Origin of the sequence: Sphingomonas sp. CROZ-RG-20F-R02-07, from assembly GCF_022662335.1 — a bacterium.
Lineage (GTDB): Bacteria > Pseudomonadota > Alphaproteobacteria > Sphingomonadales > Sphingomonadaceae > Sphingomonas.
Genome location: NZ_JAKNQJ010000002.1, coordinates 198,872 through 219,928, shown reverse-complemented (window position 1 = coordinate 219,928; position 21,057 = coordinate 198,872). Strand labels below are relative to the sequence as shown.

Annotated in this window: 17 protein-coding genes; 7 read left to right on the top strand and 10 right to left on the bottom strand. The window is 67.1% G+C overall.

Annotation, left to right across the window (positions count from 1 at the left end; translation table 11 throughout):
- Positions 1–5: 5 nt before the first annotated feature.
- From L8H00_RS04820 to L8H00_RS04810, 3 genes are all read right to left on the bottom strand, one after another.
- Positions 6–941, bottom strand: a complete 936-nt coding sequence (locus L8H00_RS04820) for an alpha-E domain-containing protein (protein ID WP_242096102.1) — start codon at positions 939–941, stop codon at positions 6–8.
- Positions 941–2,470 carry a circularly permuted type 2 ATP-grasp protein gene (locus L8H00_RS04815; protein ID WP_242096101.1) on the bottom strand — a complete coding sequence of 510 codons (1,530 nt, stop codon included), beginning with the start codon at positions 2,468–2,470 and terminating at the stop codon, positions 941–943. Before L8H00_RS04815 ends, L8H00_RS04820 begins: the two co-directional genes overlap by 1 nt.
- An 86-nt stretch (positions 2,471–2,556) precedes the next feature.
- A complete protein-coding gene (locus tag L8H00_RS04810; RefSeq protein WP_242096100.1) occupies positions 2,557–3,666 on the bottom strand; it encodes an S-(hydroxymethyl)glutathione dehydrogenase/class III alcohol dehydrogenase in 1,110 nt (369 codons plus the stop codon).
- A gap of 107 nt (positions 3,667–3,773) precedes the next feature.
- Here L8H00_RS04810 and L8H00_RS04805 point away from each other — a divergent pair, with 107 nt between their 5' ends.
- Both L8H00_RS04805 and L8H00_RS04800 read left to right on the top strand, forming a co-directional pair.
- A complete protein-coding gene (locus L8H00_RS04805) occupies positions 3,774–3,977 on the top strand; it encodes a DUF2945 domain-containing protein (protein WP_242096099.1) in 204 nt (67 codons plus the stop codon).
- Positions 3,978–4,027: 50 nt separating this feature from the next.
- Positions 4,028–4,330 (top strand): SWIB/MDM2 domain-containing protein, encoded by a 303-nt coding sequence (locus L8H00_RS04800; RefSeq protein ID WP_242096098.1) that lies wholly within the window; start codon positions 4,028–4,030, stop codon positions 4,328–4,330.
- A gap of 74 nt (positions 4,331–4,404) precedes the next feature.
- Here L8H00_RS04800 and L8H00_RS04795 read toward each other — a convergent pair whose 3' ends face one another.
- From L8H00_RS04795 to L8H00_RS04765, 7 genes are all read right to left on the bottom strand, one after another.
- On the bottom strand, positions 4,405–6,561 hold the full coding sequence (locus tag L8H00_RS04795) for a TniQ family protein (protein ID WP_277924278.1): 2,157 nt from the start codon (positions 6,559–6,561) through the stop codon (positions 4,405–4,407).
- 2 nt (positions 6,562–6,563) lie between these two features.
- The gene (locus L8H00_RS04790; RefSeq protein ID WP_242096096.1) at positions 6,564–7,733 is read right to left on the bottom strand and encodes an ATP-binding protein; all 1,170 of its coding nucleotides are present in this window, start codon (positions 7,731–7,733) and stop codon (positions 6,564–6,566) included.
- Positions 7,721–9,904 carry a transposase family protein gene (locus L8H00_RS04785; RefSeq protein WP_242096095.1) on the bottom strand — a complete coding sequence of 728 codons (2,184 nt, stop codon included), beginning with the start codon at positions 9,902–9,904 and terminating at the stop codon, positions 7,721–7,723. The genes L8H00_RS04790 and L8H00_RS04785 overlap by 13 nt, the downstream gene beginning before the upstream one ends.
- On the bottom strand, positions 9,901–10,671 hold the full coding sequence (locus tag L8H00_RS04780; RefSeq protein WP_242096094.1) for a hypothetical protein: 771 nt from the start codon (positions 10,669–10,671) through the stop codon (positions 9,901–9,903). The genes L8H00_RS04785 and L8H00_RS04780 overlap by 4 nt, the downstream gene beginning before the upstream one ends.
- 257 nt (positions 10,672–10,928) lie before the next feature.
- Positions 10,929–11,702 carry a hypothetical protein gene (locus L8H00_RS04775; protein WP_242096093.1) on the bottom strand — a complete coding sequence of 258 codons (774 nt, stop codon included), beginning with the start codon at positions 11,700–11,702 and terminating at the stop codon, positions 10,929–10,931.
- Positions 11,703–12,019: 317 nt separating this feature from the next.
- Positions 12,020–13,144, bottom strand: coding sequence for an MFS transporter (locus L8H00_RS04770; protein ID WP_242096280.1), 1,125 nt, complete (start codon positions 13,142–13,144; stop codon positions 12,020–12,022).
- Positions 13,145–13,221: 77 nt separating this feature from the next.
- A complete protein-coding gene (locus L8H00_RS04765) occupies positions 13,222–15,594 on the bottom strand; it encodes a membrane-bound PQQ-dependent dehydrogenase, glucose/quinate/shikimate family (RefSeq protein WP_242096092.1) in 2,373 nt (790 codons plus the stop codon).
- 180 nt (positions 15,595–15,774) lie between these two features.
- Between L8H00_RS04765 and L8H00_RS04760 the strand changes: the two genes are divergently transcribed.
- The 5 genes from L8H00_RS04760 to L8H00_RS04740 all read left to right on the top strand — a co-directional run bounded on the left by L8H00_RS04760 (position 15,775) and on the right by L8H00_RS04740 (position 21,034).
- Positions 15,775–15,963, top strand: a complete 189-nt coding sequence (locus L8H00_RS04760; protein WP_242096091.1) for a hypothetical protein — start codon at positions 15,775–15,777, stop codon at positions 15,961–15,963.
- 55 nt (positions 15,964–16,018) lie between these two features.
- The gene (locus L8H00_RS04755) at positions 16,019–16,252 is read left to right on the top strand and encodes a hypothetical protein (protein WP_242096090.1); all 234 of its coding nucleotides are present in this window, start codon (positions 16,019–16,021) and stop codon (positions 16,250–16,252) included.
- Positions 16,253–16,283: 31 nt separating this feature from the next.
- Positions 16,284–16,769: a Fur family transcriptional regulator gene (locus tag L8H00_RS04750; RefSeq protein ID WP_242096089.1), complete on the top strand. Its 486-nt coding sequence runs from the start codon at positions 16,284–16,286 to the stop codon at positions 16,767–16,769.
- Between the two features lie 76 nt (positions 16,770–16,845).
- Positions 16,846–18,996 (top strand): catalase/peroxidase HPI, encoded by a 2,151-nt coding sequence (gene katG, locus L8H00_RS04745; RefSeq protein ID WP_242096279.1) that lies wholly within the window; start codon positions 16,846–16,848, stop codon positions 18,994–18,996.
- 175 nt (positions 18,997–19,171) lie between these two features.
- Entirely contained in the window at positions 19,172–21,034 is a 1,863-nt protein-coding gene (locus L8H00_RS04740) for a gamma-glutamyltransferase family protein (protein WP_242096088.1), read from the top strand.
- Positions 21,035–21,057: the final 23 nt, after the last annotated feature.

Sequence of the window (21,057 nt, the reverse complement as noted above, 5' to 3'; positions counted from 1 at the left end):
GCCCCCTAGTGGAACTTGAATTGTCGCCCGATCGCGCCGTGCAGCAGATCGTTTTCGTGGATGAACGCCTGCAGATATTGGTGCAGCCCCGAGGCGATCACCTGGCCCGAGCGCGTCCGCGCCAGACGCGCGCTGCGCATACGCGCCATCCGGTCCGCCTCGCCATGATGCCCCGTCCGCTTGGCGAGCAGCCCGAGCATGTCGACCGCTTCCTCGACCGAGGCCGCGAGACTGCGCGGCAGCTCGGCGCGCGCGATCAGGAGATCGATGACGTTGGCGGGCCGCAGCCCCTCGCTGTAGAGCCAGCGATAGGCGGTCACCGCCGAGACGGTATGGAGGATCGTCGTCCACTGGTCGCGATCGACGACGCCGCCCACGCGCTCGCCCTGCGGCAGCAGGATGTGATATTTGACGTCGAGCAGCCGCGCGGTGTTGTCCGCGCGCTCCACCGTCTGGCCGAGCCGGATGAACCATGTCGTCTGGTTGCGCAGCATGCGGTGCACCGCGCCCTCGAATCCGCGCGTCTCGGTCTTGATCGCCTCGACCAGCCCCAGCGTCGCGGTGGTCCCCTGCGGGCTCGCGCGGTTGTCGCAGGCGAGCCAGGCGGCGTTGACCGCCGTCCATGCCTCGCGGGTCAGCGCGGTGCGCACCGCCTTCGCGTTGGTGCGTGCCATGTCGAGGCAGCGCACGATCGAGGCGGGGTGCGAGCGATCGAGCGTCAGGAAGCGCGCGACCGATTCCTGCGTCATCTCCCCTTCGGACGCGTCGAACGCCGGCGCGCAGTCGAGCACCGCCAGCGCCGACGCCCAGCCCTCGGCGCCCGCCGGCCGCGACGACAGCACGTCGAGCCGAACGGTCGCCTCCACCAGCCGCGCGATGAAATCCGCGCGTTCGAAATAGCGGCCGAGCCAATAGAGCGACGAGGCGGTGCGCGACAGCATCACGCGCCCCCGCCGAGCGGGCGCGACATATTGCCCAGCGTCTGCGTCATGCCGCCCATGGTCTGCGTCATGCCGCCCGGCCGCATCGCCTGATGCTGATCCGCCATCAGCACGAAACTGTCCTTGGTGCCGCCGCCCTGGCTGGAATTCACCACCAGCGAGCCCTGTTTCAGCGCCACCCGGGTGAGCCCGCCCGGCACCACCTGAACGCCGTTCGACCCCGTCAGCACGAAGGGGCGGAAATCGACGTGGCGCGGGCTCAGCCCCTCGTCCGCCAGCGTCGGCACGGTGGACAGGGCGAGCGTCGGCTGCGCGATATAGCGTTCGGGCTCCGCGATCAGCGCTGCCCGGAAGTCCGCGATCTCCTGCTTCGATGCGGTGGGCCCCACCAGCATGCCATAGCCGCCCGAGCCGTCGACCAGCTTGACCACCAGTTCGGGCAGGTGATCGAGCACATATTTCAGCGCCTGCGGCTCGCGGCAGCGCCACGTCTCGACATTGGGCAGCTTGGGCTCGCCTCCCGAATAGAAGCGCACGATCTCGGGCATATAGCTGTAGATCGCCTTGTCGTCGGCGATGCCGTTGCCGGGCGCGTTGAGGATCGCGACGTTGCCGGCGGCATAGGCGGCGATCAGCCCCGGCACGCCGAGCGCGCTGTCGGGGCGGAACACCAGCGGATCGAGGAAATCATCGTCGATCCGGCGGTAGATCACGTCCACCTTCACCCGCCCGGCGATGGTGCGCATCCACACCAGATCGTCGTCCACGACCAGATCCGCCGCCTCGACCAGCTCGATCCCCATCGAATCGGCGAGGAAGCTGTGCTCGTAATAGGCCGAATTGTAATGGCCGGGCGTCAGCAGCACGCACACCGGGTTGCTGCCCGTGCCGTGCGGCGCGACCGAGCGCATCGTTTCCAGCAGGCGATCGGGATAGCTGTCGACCGCGGCGACGCGGAATTCGCGGAACAGCTCGGGGCAGAGCCGCAGCATCGCCTCGCGATTCTCGAGCATGTAGCTCACGCCGGAGGGCGTTCGCGCGTTATCCTCCAGCACGAAGAATTCGTCGGGGCCCGTGCGCACCAGATCGATCCCGCAGATATGCGCCCAGATGCCGTGCGGCGGCCGCATCCCCGCGATTTCGGGCCGGAATTGTGCGTTGCCGTAGATCAGATCGGGCGGCAGGACGCCCGCGTCCATGATCCGCCGGGCGCCATAGATATCGTCGAGAAACGCGTTGATCGCCTCGACGCGCTGGACGAGCCCGTCGGACAGCCGCGTCCATTCGTCATGCAGGAACACGCGCGGCACGATGTCGAACGGGATGATCCGCTCGCTCGCATCGCTGTCGCCATAGACCGCGAAGGTGATGCCCAATTGGCGGAACGTCGTCTCGGCGGCCTGCTGGCGGCGGCGGAGTTCGGCATCGGGCGTCTCGTCGAGCCAGCGGCCGAGCGCGGCGAGCGGCCCGCGCGGTTCGGCGCCCGCGCCATCGCCCATGATCTCGTCGAACGCCGTGCCGATCCCCATCTACGTTAAAGCTTTCCCATATCGTTCCGGTTCCATGCTGCAACGCATCGTAGCATCGCACAAGGCCGATCGCAGGAAAGAATGGATCAATACACCACCACTGCCCGGATACTTTCGCCCGCGTGCATCAGATCGAAGCCGCGGTTGATCTCGTCCAGGCTCAGCCGGTGGGTAATCATCGGATCGATCTCGATCATCCCGTCCATATACCAGTCGACGATCTTGGGCACGTCGGTGCGCCCGCGGGCACCGCCGAACGCGGTGCCCCGCCAATTGCGGCCGGTGACGAGCTGGAAGGGCCGCGTGCTGATCTCCTTGCCCGCCTCGGCCACGCCGATCACGATGCTGGTGCCCCAGCCGCGATGGCACGCCTCCAGCGCCTGGCGCATCACGGTCGTGTTGCCGGTGCAGTCGAAGGTGTAATCCGCGCCGCCGTCGGTCAGCGCCACCAGATGCGCGACGATGTCGCCGGCCACGTCCTTGGGGTTGACGAACCGCGTCATGCCGAAGCGGCGGCCCCATTCCTCGCGGTCCGGATTGAGATCGACGCCGACGATCATCCCCGCGCCCGCCAGCCGTGCACCCTGCACGACGTTCAGCCCGATGCCGCCCAGCCCGAACACGATCACGGTGTCGCCCGGCTGCACCCGGGCGGTGTTCACCACCGCGCCCACCCCGGTCGTCACGCCGCAGCCGATATAGCAGCTCGTGTCGAACGGCGCGTCGTCGCGGATCTTGGCGAGCGCGATCTCGGGCAGGACAGTGAAGTTGGAGAAGGTCGAACAGCCCATATAGTGAAAGATCGGCTGCCCCTTGTAGCTGAAGCGCGTGGTGCCGTCGGGCATCACCCCCTTGCCCTGAGTCGCGCGGACCGCGGTGCACAAATTGGTCTTCTGGCTGAGGCAGGATTTACACTGGCGGCATTCGGGGGTGTAGAGCGGGATCACGTGATCGCCGGGCGCCAGGCTGGTGACGCCCGCCCCCACTTCGCGCACGATGCCCGCGCCTTCATGCCCCAGCACGCTCGGGAACAGTCCCTCGCTGTCGAGCCCGTCCAGCGTATAGGCGTCGGTGTGGCAGATGCCCGTCGCCATGATCTCGACCAGCACCTCGCCGGCCTTCGGCCCTTCGAGATCCAACTCGACGATCTCGAGCGGGCGCTTGGCTTCGAACGCGACGGCGGCACGGGTCTTCATGGGAATGGCTCCTCGAGGATGGCGCCCAGATGCCAAGGCTTCGCCGCCCGCGCAACCAAGCGGCGGCCTCGACCATTGCACAATCCTACACCCGAAGGAGAAGGACGATGGCCGATCTGAAGAAGGGCGACGAGGTCACCTGGAAATCGCATGGCGGCACCGCGCACGGCACGGTCGAGAAGAAGCAGACGAGCCCCACCGACATCAAGGGCCATCACGTCGCCGCCTCGCCGGAGAACCCCGAATACATCGTAGAGAGTGACAACGGCGGAAAGGCGGCGCACAAGCGGGAAGCGCTCAAAAAGGCGTGAGTCCGGGCAAACCGGCAGAGCACACCTAAGGCTTCACAGGAAGGAACATCATGGCAACCGCAAAGCAGGAAACCGCCGCCAAGAAGACGGCCGCCAAGGAAACCAAGGCCGGCACCGGCATCCACGCCCCCGTGCAGCCTTCGCCCGAGCTTGGCGCGATCGTCGGCAACGACCGGCTGCCGCGCAGCGAAGTCATCAGCAAGGTCTGGGCCTATATCAAGGGCAACGATCTCCAGAATCCCGAGAACAAGCGCGAGATCCTCGCCGACGAGAATCTCAAGAAGGTCTTCGGCCGCGACAAGGTGACGATGTTCGAGATGAACAAGTACATCTCGCAGCATGTGAAGGCCTGACGCCGCGCAGGGGGCGTCTGCGCGTGTGAGCACGGGCATAAGTTGTCCCGGTTCACCCCATATGTTTTCTGAACCTATGGCGTAATTTGTCCCGATTTAATCGTTTTTCCATCGTGGGCGACGGTTCGAATCGGGACAACTTCGCGTCGCACCTTCTTCACCTTCTCGACGTTTCGTATCGCCGCCCGGGATCTGGTTCGATGCTCAGGCCGCTTCGCGGAACTGCAGCCCTTCAGTTCGCCGATGACCGTGTCGACGCCGTCGATGCCGCTGGGGCCGAACATCGCCTCGGCCTCGCGCAGGCAGTCAGTGACGGCCATGCTGTAGCGCACCTTGTCATGTCGTTCGTCGAGCGTTTCTTCGAAGCGCAGGACGTGCGTGTCCCTTAGTCTCCGCATCAGTTTCGTGAATTCGCGGTGACGTGCTCCCCAGAGTCTGTTGGTTATATCGGTGATGGAGGAAGCCGTCATGAACCGGTCGGCAGTCACCGCCGCTCGAACCCTGGCCGCGAGGGCCAAGCGCTCCACGGCGTGTCTCGGGATCCAGAGGTCCGCCAGGGTCGGCTTCGCCGCCGTGGTGACGGACGGCACTTTGCCCGACAGGATGTCCACGATCAGATCCGAGGCCGTGTATAGCGTGCTCACCGTCCCCTGGGTGACGTCGCCGTACTTCTCGAAGTTGTCTGGGACAGCGTTCCTGCGGACCCGCCGCGCCGCGCCCGCTAGCCGCTCGCGCATCGCCATGACCTCGGCCATCACGAACACGTCGCCCTTGTAGCGGGCGTGGGCGGTGATCTCGATGGTGACGGGCCGCAGCAGCCTGGGATCGACCCAGACGGCGCCGCCCGTGCGTCTCTCGCGGCTGCAGAGCGTTTCGGCGATGACGTTGACCGAGACGTGTCCCTCTACCGCCTTGAGCAGCTGCTGTACGCGCGCGAGCAGAGCCTCGGCCAGCTGCTCGTCCGTCAGGTGGCTGATGTCGGCGCGGTCAAGCTCCTTGAGGGCCTGATGGTAGCTACGCCTCACGCCCGGTCCAATCCGCCCCCGGAGGCGTTTGGCGATGTCTTTCAGCGGCAGCACGCCTAGCAGGCGCTTGGCGACGTCGCTTGAGCGCGCCACTGCCCTTGGCCGCATCCTGTAGCCGCGCGTCTCCAGCCATCGCCTCGTCTCATCGGACAGTACGGTGATCGGGTAGCCATCCACGCCGAGGTAAGGGTCGAGCATCAGCCGGCCCATGTCGGTGGCGAAAAGGTCGGCGGGCGTGTCGTCGCCCGCCAAACCGTTCCTGCCTGCGACTTCGGCGGCTAGCTGGTGCCAGGAGCCGGGCCACCCGGTAATCACGGGCATTGCCGCTTCGACCAGCGCGATGCTCTGCGCGACCGGCTCAACGACGCCGTCGCGGCCGGTAAGGTTGGGGTTCCTGCCTGGCCGCGCCCGGTCGTCGGTAGCCGGCGTAGTTGCGACGCGACCGATCAGCTCTAGGATGCCCAGCGCGTCGATCGTGTGCATTGCCTCGGTTTCGGGCAGCGGTAGCTCGAATACCGGCAGATCGAGGTCGTCTGCGTCGATCCGGGCGACACAGGGGGCAATCGTGCGACTAAGCCCGTTGAATGGGGGTCCGAGCTGGCGTCCGTCCAGCCACAGGCGGGGCGCCGTTGCGGTGTGGTGGGGTCCAAACAGCTGCACCAGCCAGCGGGTCGCCACTAGCGCTTGCTTGCTGGCGGTCGTGGTCACGATCTCACCGAACGGCTTCCCGCAGACGCACTCGTCCGGCCAGAGGCCGCGCCTGATGATGTGGAGGGGTCGGCCGCAGTCGCAAGCGTCGACAAGGTAGGTTTCGTGCTCAAGGCACGCGGTCCAGTGCGCTAGTTTCCAGGCCTCGCGCATGACGCCGCCTTCCGCGACGCAGTGCGGGCACAGACGCATCCTATCGAACGTTAGGTAGGTGGGCCTGACGGCATTTCCCAAGAACGTCACCGCATTGCGGATGCGCCGGTCGCCGGTGGGACGGCGGCGCATGCCGTCCAGCTCGGAGATGTCGAGCAAGAGGATCTCGGCGAGCATTTGCCACCGCTCGTCGCCCCATTTGTCGGGATTGTGGCGGCCACCCGCGATGCGCTCGAAGAGCCAGGGGTAGGATAGACCGTTCACGTCGGCGAGGCGCATGACGAGCCCCACGGCCGACTCCCCGACCAGAGGTTGCACGATCAGCGGAAGTGCCCGTAGCGGCATTGCTATGGCTTCCAGCCGCGCTTGCCGGAGGCCCTTTTCCGCTCCACCGCTTCGGGCGGCATGAACGGGTTCTCGACGATCCTGCGCTCTTCGCCCTCGGCTTCGGCGCTCATGAGGTGCGATTCGAGCACGCCGCGCTTCAGCTCGACCGCGGCGTGGAGGTGGTGCTCGCGGACGCGGTCCGATCCGTCCTCGATCGCGAGGTCGGCGGCCTTGACGATGATGATGCCGAGCTGGCGCAGCAGGCCGAAGGTCGCGACGTGGAATTTCTCCGCGAGCGCCGGCTTGTCCAGTCCAGCATGCTCGTCGAACGGCAGCTCGTTGTCGATCTCGGCAAGCAGCTCGTGGAACGCCTCCTTGTCGTCGTCGGTCTCGTAGCGGTAGCGGGGCACCCTGACGCGATAGGGTGTGATGCTGGCCAACTCGTCGTTGAGTGCGGGGTCGACGATGCGCTCGACCTTCCTGGTGCCGATCAGGACGAAGACGATGATCTCGGACAGGTCACCATCGGGCTTCGCCGCGCTGCGTGATTTGGACTTGGCGAAATCCCTGACCCAGTTGGCGATCCGGTTGAGGCGGTCGGTGCCGTTGTCGCTGACGGTGTTGTGAAACTCGTCGAGAAGCGCGGCCACGACTCCCTGTCCCATCATCTGCGTCTTCACGCGTCGGGTGAGTTCGGGCACTCCGACCGCCTTGGTACTGCCGATGAGTTCGTCCGGGTCGACCAGCGCCACCCCGTTCAGCGTCATGAGCTGGACGAGCATGGCCTGCGCGACTGCCTTCGGTGTCGAGGAGTTGCGCACGTCGACGTAGAGGACCGGCCGCACGACGTTCCCGGTCTCGGGATCGCGGCGCTCGGGGTTGGCCGCCAGGATGCGCTTCATGATCTCGGACTTGCCGACGCCGGTCTCGCCGGTGATCACGACGTTCTGGGCCTCGGCGTGCAGGTGCCGGTCGCGGATCGCGGAGTTGACGGTGTTGACGATTCGCTTCTCGATGTCGCGTGCGACGAACAAGGCGCGAAGGGCGTCGCGTCGGATCGCATCCGGCGCCTCGGACCAGAGCCGTTCTTCCCCTCGGCCGTCTTCGACGGCGGTTTCGTGTGCGGTGTCCACCGCCTCCTCGGCGGGTTCGTTCTTCGTGATCACTGCGCGCCTGGTCACGGCGTCCACCCCTTCTTGCGCCGCGTGGGAGCGGCCTTGCAGGTGTTGTCGCCGGGCGTGCGCGCGCCATTGTCTCCGCAGTCCGCCCTGGTCACCGCGGTGGTCTCCACCTGATCCGCGTTGACCAGGCGCAGGTGCGCCGATCCGCCGTCGGCCACGGTCGCGTCGTTCGATGCCTTGGGCTTCGGCTTGGGCCTGGCCGCATGCGCACCGGTGCCGGGCACGGTATTGCGCGCATCGGTGCCGGCCGGCGCCACGCGCCCCACGCCGTCGATCCGGGCGATCTGGGAACTGGCGCGGATGGAGCGCCGCTTTCCGAATGCGGAACCACGCATGATCTCGACCAAATCCAGCTTGGCCTTGAGGAGCGTATCGGCGTCGGTCGAGGCATCGGCGCGGATGAATTCGCGGATCTTGCGATGGTGCCACAGCGACAGGCCGCGCGCGTATTCCCGCCACTTGGGTGATACGGGCACGATGATCACTTTGCTCTCGTCATGAGGCATCCTGACGTGGATCACGTCGATGCAGGCGGGATCGGTGTGGAACTCCAGCTTGCCGCCCTGATCGCCCAGCGCCTTCTGGAACTGGGACGAGGTCTGGACCTCGAGCAATTCCTGCGAGAAGTATTGCATGCTGTGGGCGTTGATCCCGAAGCGGCCAGGCTTCGCGTGATCCGTGCGACCGAACAGATGGGCGACATCGTCGATGTGGCCGATGATGTCGACCGGGTGCTCGTTGGTCTTCTCGCGCCACACCTTGATCGGCTGGCGGCCGTTCAGGCCCCGGTGCTTGGCCCAGGGATAAATGTCGATGAAGAACTTGTGCAGTCCGTAGTCTAGGTCGTCGGGCGTGCAGACCGCGTCCTTGATCGAGTCGTACCCCATGCGAACCAAGGTGTTGTGGAAGGACGTGCCCTTGGTCGGGTGGAGCACCTTGCGGGTGATTGTGCCGATGACCTTCTCGACGGCACCCTTGAGCCACGGCTTCTTGCCGGCCATGATCTCCACGCGGTTGATGCCGATGCGCATGGCGAAGCGGGCAAGGTGCTCGGCGATGTTTTCTCGCGCGCGGTCGACGACGAGCACTCGGGGCAGGCCGCCGGTTTCTGGCTCGCGGTCGATGACCCAGCCGCGCTCCTCCTTCAACTGATCCAGGTAGAGCTTGGGCAGGATGGCGCTGCGCAGCGCCTGCATGAGCGCCAGCGTGCTGGGGGGTTCGAAGGTGACGAACCAGCCGAGCACCATGCGGGTGCATCGGTCCAGCACGACGACCAGCCACGGCCGGCCGATTGGCAGCAGCGTGTCCGGGTCGACCACGAACAGGTCCATGCGGGTGGCGTCCAGCTCGACGCGGTCGAGCGGAGCCTCGGGATCGGCCTGCGCGGCGGCGGAGCCGTAGCGCAAGAACGCCGCCATTTCTCCGTAGCGCGACCGCAGCACCGTGTCTTTGGGCACCGCATCGATCGACGATTGAATGGCGGTGTACCCCGGCGCCTTGAGGGGTTTGCCGCCGTTCTTGGCCCGCTCGGCGTTGAAGTCGGGCATCTTGCCGGCGATCCGGTCCTTCAGGTCGTCGATAGTGATCGGCGGGCGGGACAGGTAGTCCTCGTCGACCATGGAGCCGATGAGCTCGCGTAGGTCGGCGTCGAGGCGGTCGTCGTAGTTGCCCTTGTGGCGGTGCCGCGAGATCAGCTTCTCCAGCTTGGGCGGATCGCCGGCATCGACCACCCAGCGGCGCACGGACTTCAGCACGGGCTTGCGGACGGTCTCCTCGGTCCGGCTGCGCAGCCGCTTCCAGGTGCGCCCTTGGTCCTCGTAGGTGGCGTCGATGACGAGTTCCCAGTCGCTGCCCGTCTTATCCTCGCCGGGGATGCCCGCCTCCCTCAGGGCGAGGACGTAGACGAGCTTGCGGCGCGCCTCCTCGCGGTCGACTTCGGACGCCTTGCGCCTGCCATGCACGGGCGAGACCTTGCCGGTGGCGGGCGGGCGGCCGATGCCGCTGTAGAACCTGGCCTCGCCAGACGCGACCTTCCGCTGAAGTTCGGCATCGGTCCAGACCATGTGGACGAGGGTCGAGCGGCAGCGCCACTCCATGTTGCGGTCCTGGCGTCGCTCGAGGTGGTAGCGCTGACCATGGTAGTCGACCCAGGCACCGTCGACGGCCCTGACGGCGGTCATGCAGCCTGCTCCAGATCGAGGTCCTCGGCGGGACGGCGGCGCGGCAGCAACGGCTTCGGCATCGCCTGGGGATCGGCCTGCCGAATGACGCTGCCACGCCCGACGGGTTGCGTCAGGTCGATGAACACGCGGGCGTTGGCGGCGAGCGACAGCACCTGTTCGACGCTAGGCGCGTTGTCGTCGCCGGCGAGATCGGCGACGACGTCGGCGACCGTTCGCTCGGCGGTGCCGAGCGCGCGCTCAACCGCCAGGCGCTGAAGATCCGTGAAGATCGGGCGGTGCCGTCGCCACAGCGTCTCGGCCGCGTGGAAGTAGGGAGCTCCACGCATCTCGTTGTCGAGTGCGACGAAGTAAGGCCATCCGCGTGCCTCAATCGACAGGCCGGCGGACGCGAGCCGTCGCCGCACCTCGGTCTGACCATACTTGCGGGCCGTCTTGACCTCGTAGAGCACGCTCCCGCCCGACTCGATGACGGCGTAGTCGGGGAAGTGTCGGCAGGGCTTGCCGTCATGGCCGAACGTGATGACGCAGGCCTGTGCAGCGACCAGCGAGACGTTGGGGTCCATCTCGGCGAGGACGAGGAACTGTGCGAGCTCGGGCCGCGACTCCCCGGGTAGATAACCCAGCGGGTGCTTGTTCGTGCGGTGCCAGCCATTGTTGATCTGCGACGAGCGACCAACGACCTTTCGCAACGGCACCATCGAGATATCGATGCCGGAGGACCATGCGGGTTTCCGAGCGTCACGGGTGAGAAGCGGGTGAAACATCAAACGACCATTCTTAGTCCATTTCGCTGCACTACCTGCGGTCGGGTTGATTGCAATTCAAGTAGTGCAGATTGCACTAGTTTCTCGCATCGGCACAAGGATTCCATTTGTTTTAAGGTAAATTAGTGCATCATGCACTATTCAACGTGACATGCCGTTGAATTCCGCTCATGATTGGGTTCGTCCCAATCACATATTTTACATTGTTATTGCGGATCCTCTGCTTATCCACACGCACGGAGACCCAGTGAGCTTGTTTATGCCTCCGGTTCGTCCAGATGTTTTTGCAGTGCGCTCACATGATCGAGATCGGGAAATCGTTTCTGCGCAGTCCGGAAAGCATCGCCGAGAATCAGCATCGAGCTGCCGACGCGGTCGCGTAGCGCAGCGAGATCCAAGCGCAGCACCGGCGCTGGTTCGGCTATTCCGCGCCGTGCGCGCGAACCAGGGAATGCCAACGCACCCACCCGCCCGGATGGACGTCCCTTTCTCTCTCCGCCGATCGCGGCATAGGCATCGATCTCGATCTCGAGCCAGTAATGGTCTCGGGCGCCGGATGCCTCAACCCACAGCACCTCCAGCTTCTCGCGGTTTTGGATGACGAAAGCGGCGGCCGCCGCCGGATCAACTAACCCACGCTGAAGCTGGAAGACTAGCGCTAGCTGCAGAACGTCCATCAACAGGTAGCGACGATGGCCCCGTGGGCCCTTGTCGCCACGCGGACGGTCATCGAGGATGATGCCTTGTCCCAACGTATGCTTCAGCCTGGCGTCGAAGGCGCCGTGTGCTTCCTGCGTCACGCCGACGAGGTTCATCAACAGAATGCGGAGCGTGCCGTGGTCGATCGCGGGATAGGTCGGCTGTGCACCCGGACGGCCGGCGACTTGCTGGTTCCGCAACATAGCGGCAGCGCCACGGACGAGCTCCTGCATCTTCCTGCGCGTTTCCGCGAAAGAATCGACGCTGTCGTCCAGACGCGGATCGTCGCGCTCTGCGTCCGGGCTGGACGCACGCGTTTCCTCATTGGCCATGGCCAATCTCCTATTGAATGTCGGAATGTGGAGGGCGACCGTGGCCGCGACGCGGATCGCCGGAGCGTACCGCTTTTCCTTTCAGCCCTTCGACTGCGTGGACTTCGCCCTAAATCGGGCGGGGAAAACTTATGCCGGCCTAGTCGTGAGAGGCCGGATAAGTTTTGGGGCGTCTAAGCGAACTTTTATGATTGGCTACGTTGGTCGACCTCACGAGAGGAGACCGCTGGTTTGTCGAGAAATTTTATGCCGCTGCTTACAGCGCGCGACGCGCGACGCCCCGATTGCCTGAGCGGCTCCTCTATCGTACCTTACGGTCAGGCGGCCGCGATCCTGGAGTCCATCTTCCAGGAGATCGCCCAGATCACCAGCCCGCCGACCGCCAGTGCGGCGCCCACCCAGCCGACCGACGTCCACCCAAACCCGGCCGCGAGCGCGAACCCGGCGAGCAGCGGCCCGAGCGCGTTGGCGGTATTGAACGCGCTGTGATTGAGCGCCGCTGCCAGCGTCTGCGCATCGCCCGCGACATCCATCAGCCGGGTCTGCATGATCGTGCCAAGTCCGATTCCGGTGCCGATGAGGAAACAGATCGGTGCCATCGTCCAGATGCTCTGCGCCGCGACGTGATAGAGCAGCAGGCACACGAGGGTCCAGGCGAGCGTGGCGCCCGCAGCCGGCATCAGCGCGCGATCCGCCGCCCAGGCGCACACCAGCGTACCGCCGAACATGCCCGCGCCGAAGATGGCAAGCACGAACGGCACGACGCTGGCGGAAACGCCCGTGACCGCCACGAGCGTGGTGGCAAGATAGGTATAGACCGCGAAGATCCCGCCGAACCCGATCGCGCCCACCCCGAGCGTCAGCCACACCTGCGGCCGGCGCAGAGCGCCCAGTTCGCGCAAAGGGCTGCTCGTCCGGTCGGCGGGCGTTGACGGCACGAACCGCCAGACGAGCGCCACGGTGGCGATGGCGAGGACTGCGACGAGCGCGAAGCCCCAGCGCCAGCCGATATACTCGCCGATCGCATAGGCCACGGGAACGCCGACGACCGTCGCCACCGTCAGCCCCGTGAACATCCTGGCGACCGCCTGCGTTCGGCGATGCTGCTCGACCATCGATGCCGCGACGAGCGAGGCGACGCCGAAATAGGCGCCGTGCGGCAGGCCGCTGAGAAAACGGAAAGCGAGCATCCAGCGATAGGAGGGTGCAAGCGCGCTCGCCAGATTGCCGAGCGCGAAGACGAGCATCAGGCCCATCAGCAGCGTCCGCCGCGGCAGCCGTGCGCCCACCACCGCGATCGTCGGCGCCCCCACCACCACGCCCAACGCATAGGCGCTGATGACATGGCCGGCGGTCGGCGCGTCGATGCCAAGCGCCTTGGAGAAATAGGGCAAGAGGCTCATCGCCGAGAATTCGGTCGTGCCGATCGCGAAACCACCCATGGCCAGCGCGAACAGGACGACGGCGACCGGGGCGTCGCGGCCGCCGGCGTCCCGTACTCCGTCAATTGCGATCGCTGTCACGAACGCGGCAGCGCATAGGCGATCACCGAATCGCCCAATTTGGTGCCGAGCGAGGAGTGGCCGCCCGCCACCACCACCACGAACTGGCGCCCGGTGGCGGCCGAACGGTAGCTCATCGGCGAGGCCTGACCACCCGCCGGCAGCCGCGCGCGCCACAGCACATGCCCGTCGCGCAGGTCATAGGCGCGAACATAATCGTCGATCGCCGACGACAGGAACGCGACGCCACCCGCGGTCACCAGCGGCCCGCCGAGCGAGGGCACGCCCATCTTGAACGGCAGCGGCAGCGGCGTCTCGTCGCGCACCGTGCCGTTGGCGTGGCGCCACGCGACCTTGCCGGTGCGCAGGTCGATTCCCGCGACATAGCCCCAGGGCGGCGCCTGACACGGCAGGCCGAGCGGCGAGAGGAACGGGTTCATCGCGACCGCGAACGGCGCGCCGGCATTGGGGTTGTAGCCATGCACGTCGGCCCCGCGAAAATCGGATCCGCCCGCCGATCCCTTGCTCTCGGCGCCCGCCGTATTGCGCGGGATCAGCCGGTCGACGAACGCCATGTAATTGGGATGCGCGAACGCCACCTGCCGCACCGGATCGATTGCGATGCCGCCCCAGTCCATCACGCCGAAATTGCCGGGGAAGACGATCGTGCCCTGCTCGCTCGGCGGGGTGAACGGGCCGTCATAGCGCAGCCGCCGATAGGCGATGCGGCAGGCGAGCTGGTCGAGCATCGTGCCGCCCCACATGTCGCGCTCCTCGATCCGCCGTTCGGGGAACAGCGACACCGCCGAATAGGGCTGGGTGGGCGATGTATGATCGCCCGGCGCCGCGCCGCCCGGCACGCGCCGTTCTGTGACGGGAAAGAGGGGATGGCCGTTCCGGCGATCGAGCACGAAGATGTTGCCCGTCTTGGTGGACTGGACGAGCGCGGGCACGCGGCCCTTGCCGGGCAGATCGAGGTCGACCAGCGTCGGCTGCGCAGGAATATCCATGTCCCACAGATCGTGATGCACCGTCTGGAACGCCCAGCGCGGCTTTCCCGTGGCCAGATCGAGCGCCAGGATCGTGGTCGCCCAGCGCTCGGTGGCGGGCGAGCGGTTGCCGCCCCATTGGTCCACCGCGCCCATGCCCATCGGGAAATAGGCGAGGCCCAGCGCGGGATCTGCCGCCGCCGTGCTCCACATATTGGGCGTAGACGGCGTGTAGAGGCTGCCGTCGGGCAGCGGCCGGGTGTCGCCGGCGCGGCCGGGATCGAAATTCCACCGCAGCGCGCCGGTGCGCAGGTCATAGGCGCGGATCACGCCCGAGGGCACGTGCGTGGAGACATCGTCATAGACCGCGCCGCCCATGACCACGACGCCGTTCGCGACCAGCGGCGACGACGTGCCCTGATACCAGCCCGCCTTGCCGACCCGCATTCCGCGTCGCAGATCGACCGCGCCGTGCTCGCCGAAGCCGCCGCACGGCCGGCCGCTGCGCGCGTCGATCGCGATCAGCCGGGCGTCCGCGGTCGCCATGTACAGGCGCTCGGCACAGGCGCCGCCCGGGGCCACGCGCGCATAGGAAACGCCGCGGCACGTCAGATGCTGGAGATTGGGCGAGACGACGACATGCGGGTCGAAGCGCCAGCGCGGCTTGCCCGTTTCGGCGTCGACCGCGACGATCCAGTTGTGCGGCGTGCACAGATACACGGTGTCGCCGATCTTCAGCGGCGTCATCTCATAGGTCGTCTCGTCGGGATCGGTCGGCCGCTTGCGATCGCCGGTGTGGATCTGCCACGCAACCTTCAGCCGGTCGACATTGGCCGGCGTGATCTGGTCGAGTGCGGCGAATTTCTGTCCGTTCCAGCTCCCGGCATAAGCCGGCCAGTCGCCGCCCGCGGTAGCGGACGGCGCTCCCGACAAAGGCGCCCGCGCGGCAAGGTCGAGCTGGCCCGGGCGATCGTGATCGCGGTGAAAGGCGGAGACGAGCGCCACCCCGCCGGCCGCACACAACACCAGCGCCAGCGGTACCGCGCGCGCCACGCCGCGGCCCTGCAGGCCGCGCGACACGGGCGGCAACAACAGCAGCGCGCCGAGCACGAACAGCACGTCGCCGCGCGGCACGAGCTGCCACCAGTCGAAACCGATTTCCCAGACCGCCCAGACGAGCGTCGCTGCGATCGCCGCCGCCACCACGTGGAGCCCGGCGGGCCGCCCCCGCCACAGCAGCACCGCCGCCACCAGCAGCGCGACCCCGAGCAGCAGATAATAGACGCTGCCGCCGATCGCGACGAGCCAGCCGCCGCCTATCAGGTTGAACAGCCCGACGGCGGCCACTGCCAGCGCCGCGAGGCGAAGCCATAGGCGGGTGTTGTGAGTCGATGCCGACATGGCGTTCCCCAAGATGATGACGATCCGCCCCCGGATGCACGCCTGTTCTGCTTGGTCGCGCGCTTGCGCCTAGTTACCGGCGAGCGGCCCGATGGTTCCCGATCCGCGGAAAAGGCCTATATCGCGCGGGCCATCCGATCGTGCGTTCCGCCGATGTGAGTCGGCCGCAAGGAATCATCGATGTTCCTCGATCTTCACAACGCCTGGCCGCCGCCCGAACCCTGGTCTCCACCATCACGCCCGCGCATGACGAAGACGCGCGAGCGGATGATCGGCTGGCTGCTCGGCTTCAACCTGCTGATGCTGCTGGTGGGGCCGCTCGCCGGGGCATCGGTCCTCGAAATACTGGTGCCGCTGTTCAAACGGTGATGGCGCGGGCTTCGGCCGGGTTGCCGATCAGGGCGGGCTCGGCCAGGGACGCGCGATGACCGCCGGCGATCTCCAGGACATCCTCGTGACGAAGCTCGTGCGGGAGGCGGGCCGCACTCGCCGGCACTGGCGGCTCGTCGTCGGGCCGGTGCGAGTCCACGACCGCGCGACGCATGCGCATTGCAACTGGTCGATCGCGCCCTCGGGCGATGCCTATGAGAATGACGCGGTCGAGCGGATCGTCGACGATCTCCGGCTGGATCATCCCTTTATCGAGAAGTTTTCTTGAATCATCCCAGAAAGGCCGTTAAACGGCTTCCATGCACGGCGCCGAGACCCAGGGTTCGATCGATCTGATCCGCGCGGCCGGGCTGCGCGTCACGCGCCAGCGCGTGGCGGTGCTGGAGGCGGTCGAGGCCGCACCGCACACCAATGCCGCCGCGGTGCTGGCGGCGGTGTCGCTGGTGCTGCCCGACGTGTCGCACCAGGCGATCTACGACTGCCTCGCCAACCTGACCGAGGCCGGGCTGTTGCGCCGGCTGATCGTGGACGGCCGCCCGGCGGTGTACGAGACGCGCACGCACGACAACCATCATCACTGCGTCTGTCGCGCCTGCGGGTTGGTGGTCGATGTCGATTGCGCGGTGGGCGCCGCCCCCTGCCTCGACGTGGCCGATGCCGCGGGCTTCGTGATCGACGAGGCCGAGATTACCTATCGCGGCCTGTGCCGAAGCTGCGTCGCCGCGCGGCCGGCTGCCATTCCTGTTTCGCAATCCCTTTCCCCCAAGGAGAACCACCGTGGCTGAAGTGAAGCACGACGACGCCGTCGTCGCCGAGATGAACACCGACGGCGCCGTCGCCGCCGGCCAGAAATGCCCGATCATGCCCGACCGCGTCGCGCATCCGACGCAGGGCGGGACGAACCAGCAATGGTGGCCCAAGGCGCTGAACCTCAAGATCCTTGCCAAGAACCCGGCCGTCGGCAATCCGCTGCCCGCCGATTTCGATTATGTAAAGGCGTTCGAGGCGCTCGACCTCGATGCGGTGAAGGCCGACATCGCTGCGCTGCTCACCACCTCGCAGCCCTGGTGGCCGGCCGATTTCGGCCATTATGGCCCCTTCATGATCCGCATGGCCTGGCACAGCGCCGGCACGTACCGCGTGGCCGATGGCCGCGGCGGCGCGGGCGAAGGGCAGCAGCGGTTCGCACCGCTCAACAGCTGGCCGGACAACGCCAATCTCGACAAGGCGCGCCGCCTGATCTGGCCGATCAAGCAGAAATACGGCCAGTCGCTCTCTTGGGCGGATCTGATCGTGCTGACCGGCAACGTCGCGCTCGAATCGATGGGCCTGCCCACCTATGGCTTCTCGGGCGGTCGCGCCGATGTGTGGGAGCCCGATCAGGACGTCTATTGGGGCCCGGAGAACGAGTGGCTCGGCGACGAGCGCTACACCGGCGATCGCGACCTGGAGAACCCGCTGGCCGCCGTCCAGATGGGCCTGATCTACGTCAACCCCGAGGGCCCCAACGCGAACCCCGATCCCGCCGCCTCGGCCCGCGATATCCGCGAGACGTTCGGCCGGATGGCGATGAACGACGAGGAGACCGTCGCGCTGATCGCGGGCGGCCACACCTTCGGCAAGACGCACGGTGCGGCCAATCCGGAAGGCGTCGTCGCACCGGAGCCCGAGGGCGCGCCGATCGAGGAAATGGGCCTCGGCTGGAAGAACAGCCACGGTACCGGCAATGCGGGCGACACGATCACCAGCGGGCTCGAGGTCACCTGGACGCAGGAGCCGACCAAGTGGACCAACCTCTATTTCAAGAACCTGTTCGAGCATGAGTGGGAGCTGACCAAGAGCCCCGGCGGCGCACACCAGTTCGTAGCGAAGGACGCCGCTGCCGACGTTCCCGACGCGCATGATCCGAGCAAGACTCACCGGCCGACGATGCTGGTGAGCGACGTCGCGCTGCGCGTCGACCCGGTCTATGAGGAAATCTCGCGCCGCTTCCTGAACGATCACGATGCCTTTGCCGACGCGTTCGCGCGCGCCTGGTTCAAGCTGACGCACCGCGATCTGGGCCCCAAGTCGCGTTACGTCGGCAAGGAAGTCCCGCAGGAAGAGCTGGTGTGGCAGGATCCCTTGCCGCAGCCGACCGGCCCGGCCCTCGGGGCGGACGACATCGCCGATCTGAAGCAGCGGATCGCGGCGTCGGGCCTGAGCGTCACGCAGCTCGTCACCACCGCCTGGGCGTCGGCCTCGTCCTATCGCAACAGCGACAAGCGCGGTGGCGCCAATGGGGCGCGTATCCGTTTGGAGCCGCAGCGGAGCTGGCCGACCAACGATCAGGCCGTGATCGGCCCGGTCATCGAAGCGCTCGAGGCGATCGCCGCGGACTATAGCACGGGCGGCAAGACGGTGTCGGTCGCCGACCTGATCGTGCTCGGCGGCAGCGTCGGCATCGAACAGGCGGCCAAGGCGGCGGGACGCGACCTGGTCGTGCCGTTCACGCCCGGCCGCACCGACGCGACGCAGGAGCAGACCGACGTCGAATCGTTCAGCCATATGGAGCAGCGCGCCGATGCGTTCCGCAACTACAAGAGCCCGGACAGCCGGCTGCCCGCGGAATATCTGCTGATCGACCGCGCCAACCTGCTGAACCTCAGCGCACCCGACATGACCGCGCTCGTCGGCGGTCTCCGCGTGATGGGCGTCACGCACAAGGGCACCAAGCAGGGCGTGCTGACCGACCGGGTCGGCACGTTGACGAACGACTTCTTCGTCAACCTGCTGGCGCTCGACACGACGTGGCGGCCGCTCGATCGGCAGTCGGAGACGTTCGAGGCGACCGTCGACGGAGAGGTCAAGTGGACCGGCACGCGGGCGGATCTGGTGTTCGGCTCGAACTCCGAGCTGCGCGCGCTGGCCGAGGTCTATGCGAGCAGCGACGGGATGGACCGGTTCGTGAACCAGTTCGTCTCGGCCTGGGTGAAGGTGATGGAAGCGGACCGCTTCGACCTGCACCGCTAAGCACGCCTGAACGGCCGGTAACGACGAGGGGCCGGGGGTCGCGATACGCGATCCCCGGTCTTTTCGCGTGCGGCCCATCGGGCGGCCCGTCGCTCCTCGCCCCGCCCCGTATGACGCCCCTTGCCAGCACGGTCGTATGTCGCGAGGATCGGGGCGGATTTGCGGGAGCCTGCCCTTGCGTCGTCGGACCTTCCTTGCCGCCTTGCCGGGTGCGGCGTTGCTGCCCGGCACCGTGGGTGCGCAGACCGGGCAGAGCCTTGCCGGGCCGGGCCAGGGCGGCGCGGCACGATCGGCGGCACCCGACCGGCCGGCGCGCTGGGTCGCCGGGCAGGACCGCTTCGTGCGGCCCGACGTCACGGCCGGCGACCGGCCGGTGGGCGCGAGCTTCGCCTCGCGCACCGCGGTCTATGGCCTGAACGGCGCGGCGGGCACCGCGCACCCGCTCGCGACCCAGGCGGGGATCGAGATGCTGCGCCGGGGCGGCTCGGCGGTCGATGCCGCCATCGCCATCAACGCATGCCTCGGGTTTCTCGAACCCACGTCGAGCGGCGTCGGCGGCGATGCCTATGCGATGATCTGGGATCCCAAGCTGCGCAAGGTCGTCGGGCTGGCGGGCTCCGGCGCCTCGCCGCGCGGGCTCAGCCTGGAGACGGTGCGCGCGCGGGCGGTGAACGGCGCGCTGCCGCCGCTGGGCGCGGTGTCGGTGTCGGTGCCGGGCGCGGTGGATGCATGGTGGACGATGCACCGGCGCTATGGCCGGCTGCCCTGGGCGCAATTGTTCGAACCCGCCATCGCGCATGCCGAGGCGGGCGCGCCGGTGCCCGACATCATCGCCTATTATATCCGCCGCAGCATGGCCGCGTTCCGGCGCTCCGGCAACGGCATCGAGGAAACCGCCAACGCGCTGCGCACCTATGGGCTGGCGGACGGCAAGGGGCCGGCGGCGGGCCAGGTGTTCCGCAACCCCGATCTCGCGCGCACCTATCGCGCGATCGCGGCGGGCGGGCGCGACGCCTTTTACGGCGGCGAGATCGCGGGCACCATCGATCGCTATTTCCGGCGGATCGGCGGCTGGCTGCGCCGCGAGGATCTGGCCGCGCACCATTCGGAATGGGTGGAACCGCACCGGACGGGCTATCGCGGCACCGACGTGCATGCGCTGGGCGCGAACACGCAGGGCATCGCCACGCTCCAGATGCTCAACATCCTGGAGACGTTCGATCTGGCGGGTGCGGGCTTCCAGTCCGCGCAGTCGATCCATCTGCAGGCGGAGGCCAAGCGGCTCGCCTATGAGGATCGCGCGCGCTTCTATGCCGATCCCCGCTTCGCGCAGGTGCCGGTCGAATGGCTGATCTCCAAGGATTATGCCCGCCAGCGCGCCAAGCTGATCCGCACCGACCGGATCCTCGACCCCGTCCATCCGGGCGAGGCGCCGAGCCATGGCGACACCACCTATTTCAGCTGTGCCGACAAGGACGGCATGATGGTCTCGATGATCCAGTCGAACTTTCGCGGCATGGGATCGGGGCTGGTCGCGGACGGGCTGGGCTTCATGTTCCAGGATCGCGGCCAATTGTTCAGCCTGCGCGACGGCCACCCCAACATCTATGCGCCGGGCAAGCGGCCGTTCCAGACGATCATTCCCGGCTTCGCCACGCGCGGCGGCGATCCGTGGATGAGCTTCGGCGTGATGGGCGGCGACATGCAGCCCCAGGGCCAGACGCAGATCATCGTCAACCGCGTCGATTATGGCCTCGAGATTCAATCCGCGGGCGACGAGCCGCGCTGGCATCACGAGGGATCGTCGCAGTCGATGGGCGAGGATGCGCCCGGCCTGGGGCCGAAGGGCCTGTTGCGGCTGGAGACCGGCGTGCCGCTCGCCACGCGCCAGCGCCTCGCCGAGATCGGCTGGACGATCGGCGAACCCGATGGCGGCTTCGGCCGGTACGAATGCGTCGAACACCGGATGGACGGCGCGACGCGCGTCTATGCCGCGGCGAGCGAGATGCGCGCTGATGGCTGCGCCCTCGCCTATTGAAGAGCCAAATGAGGAGAATGACG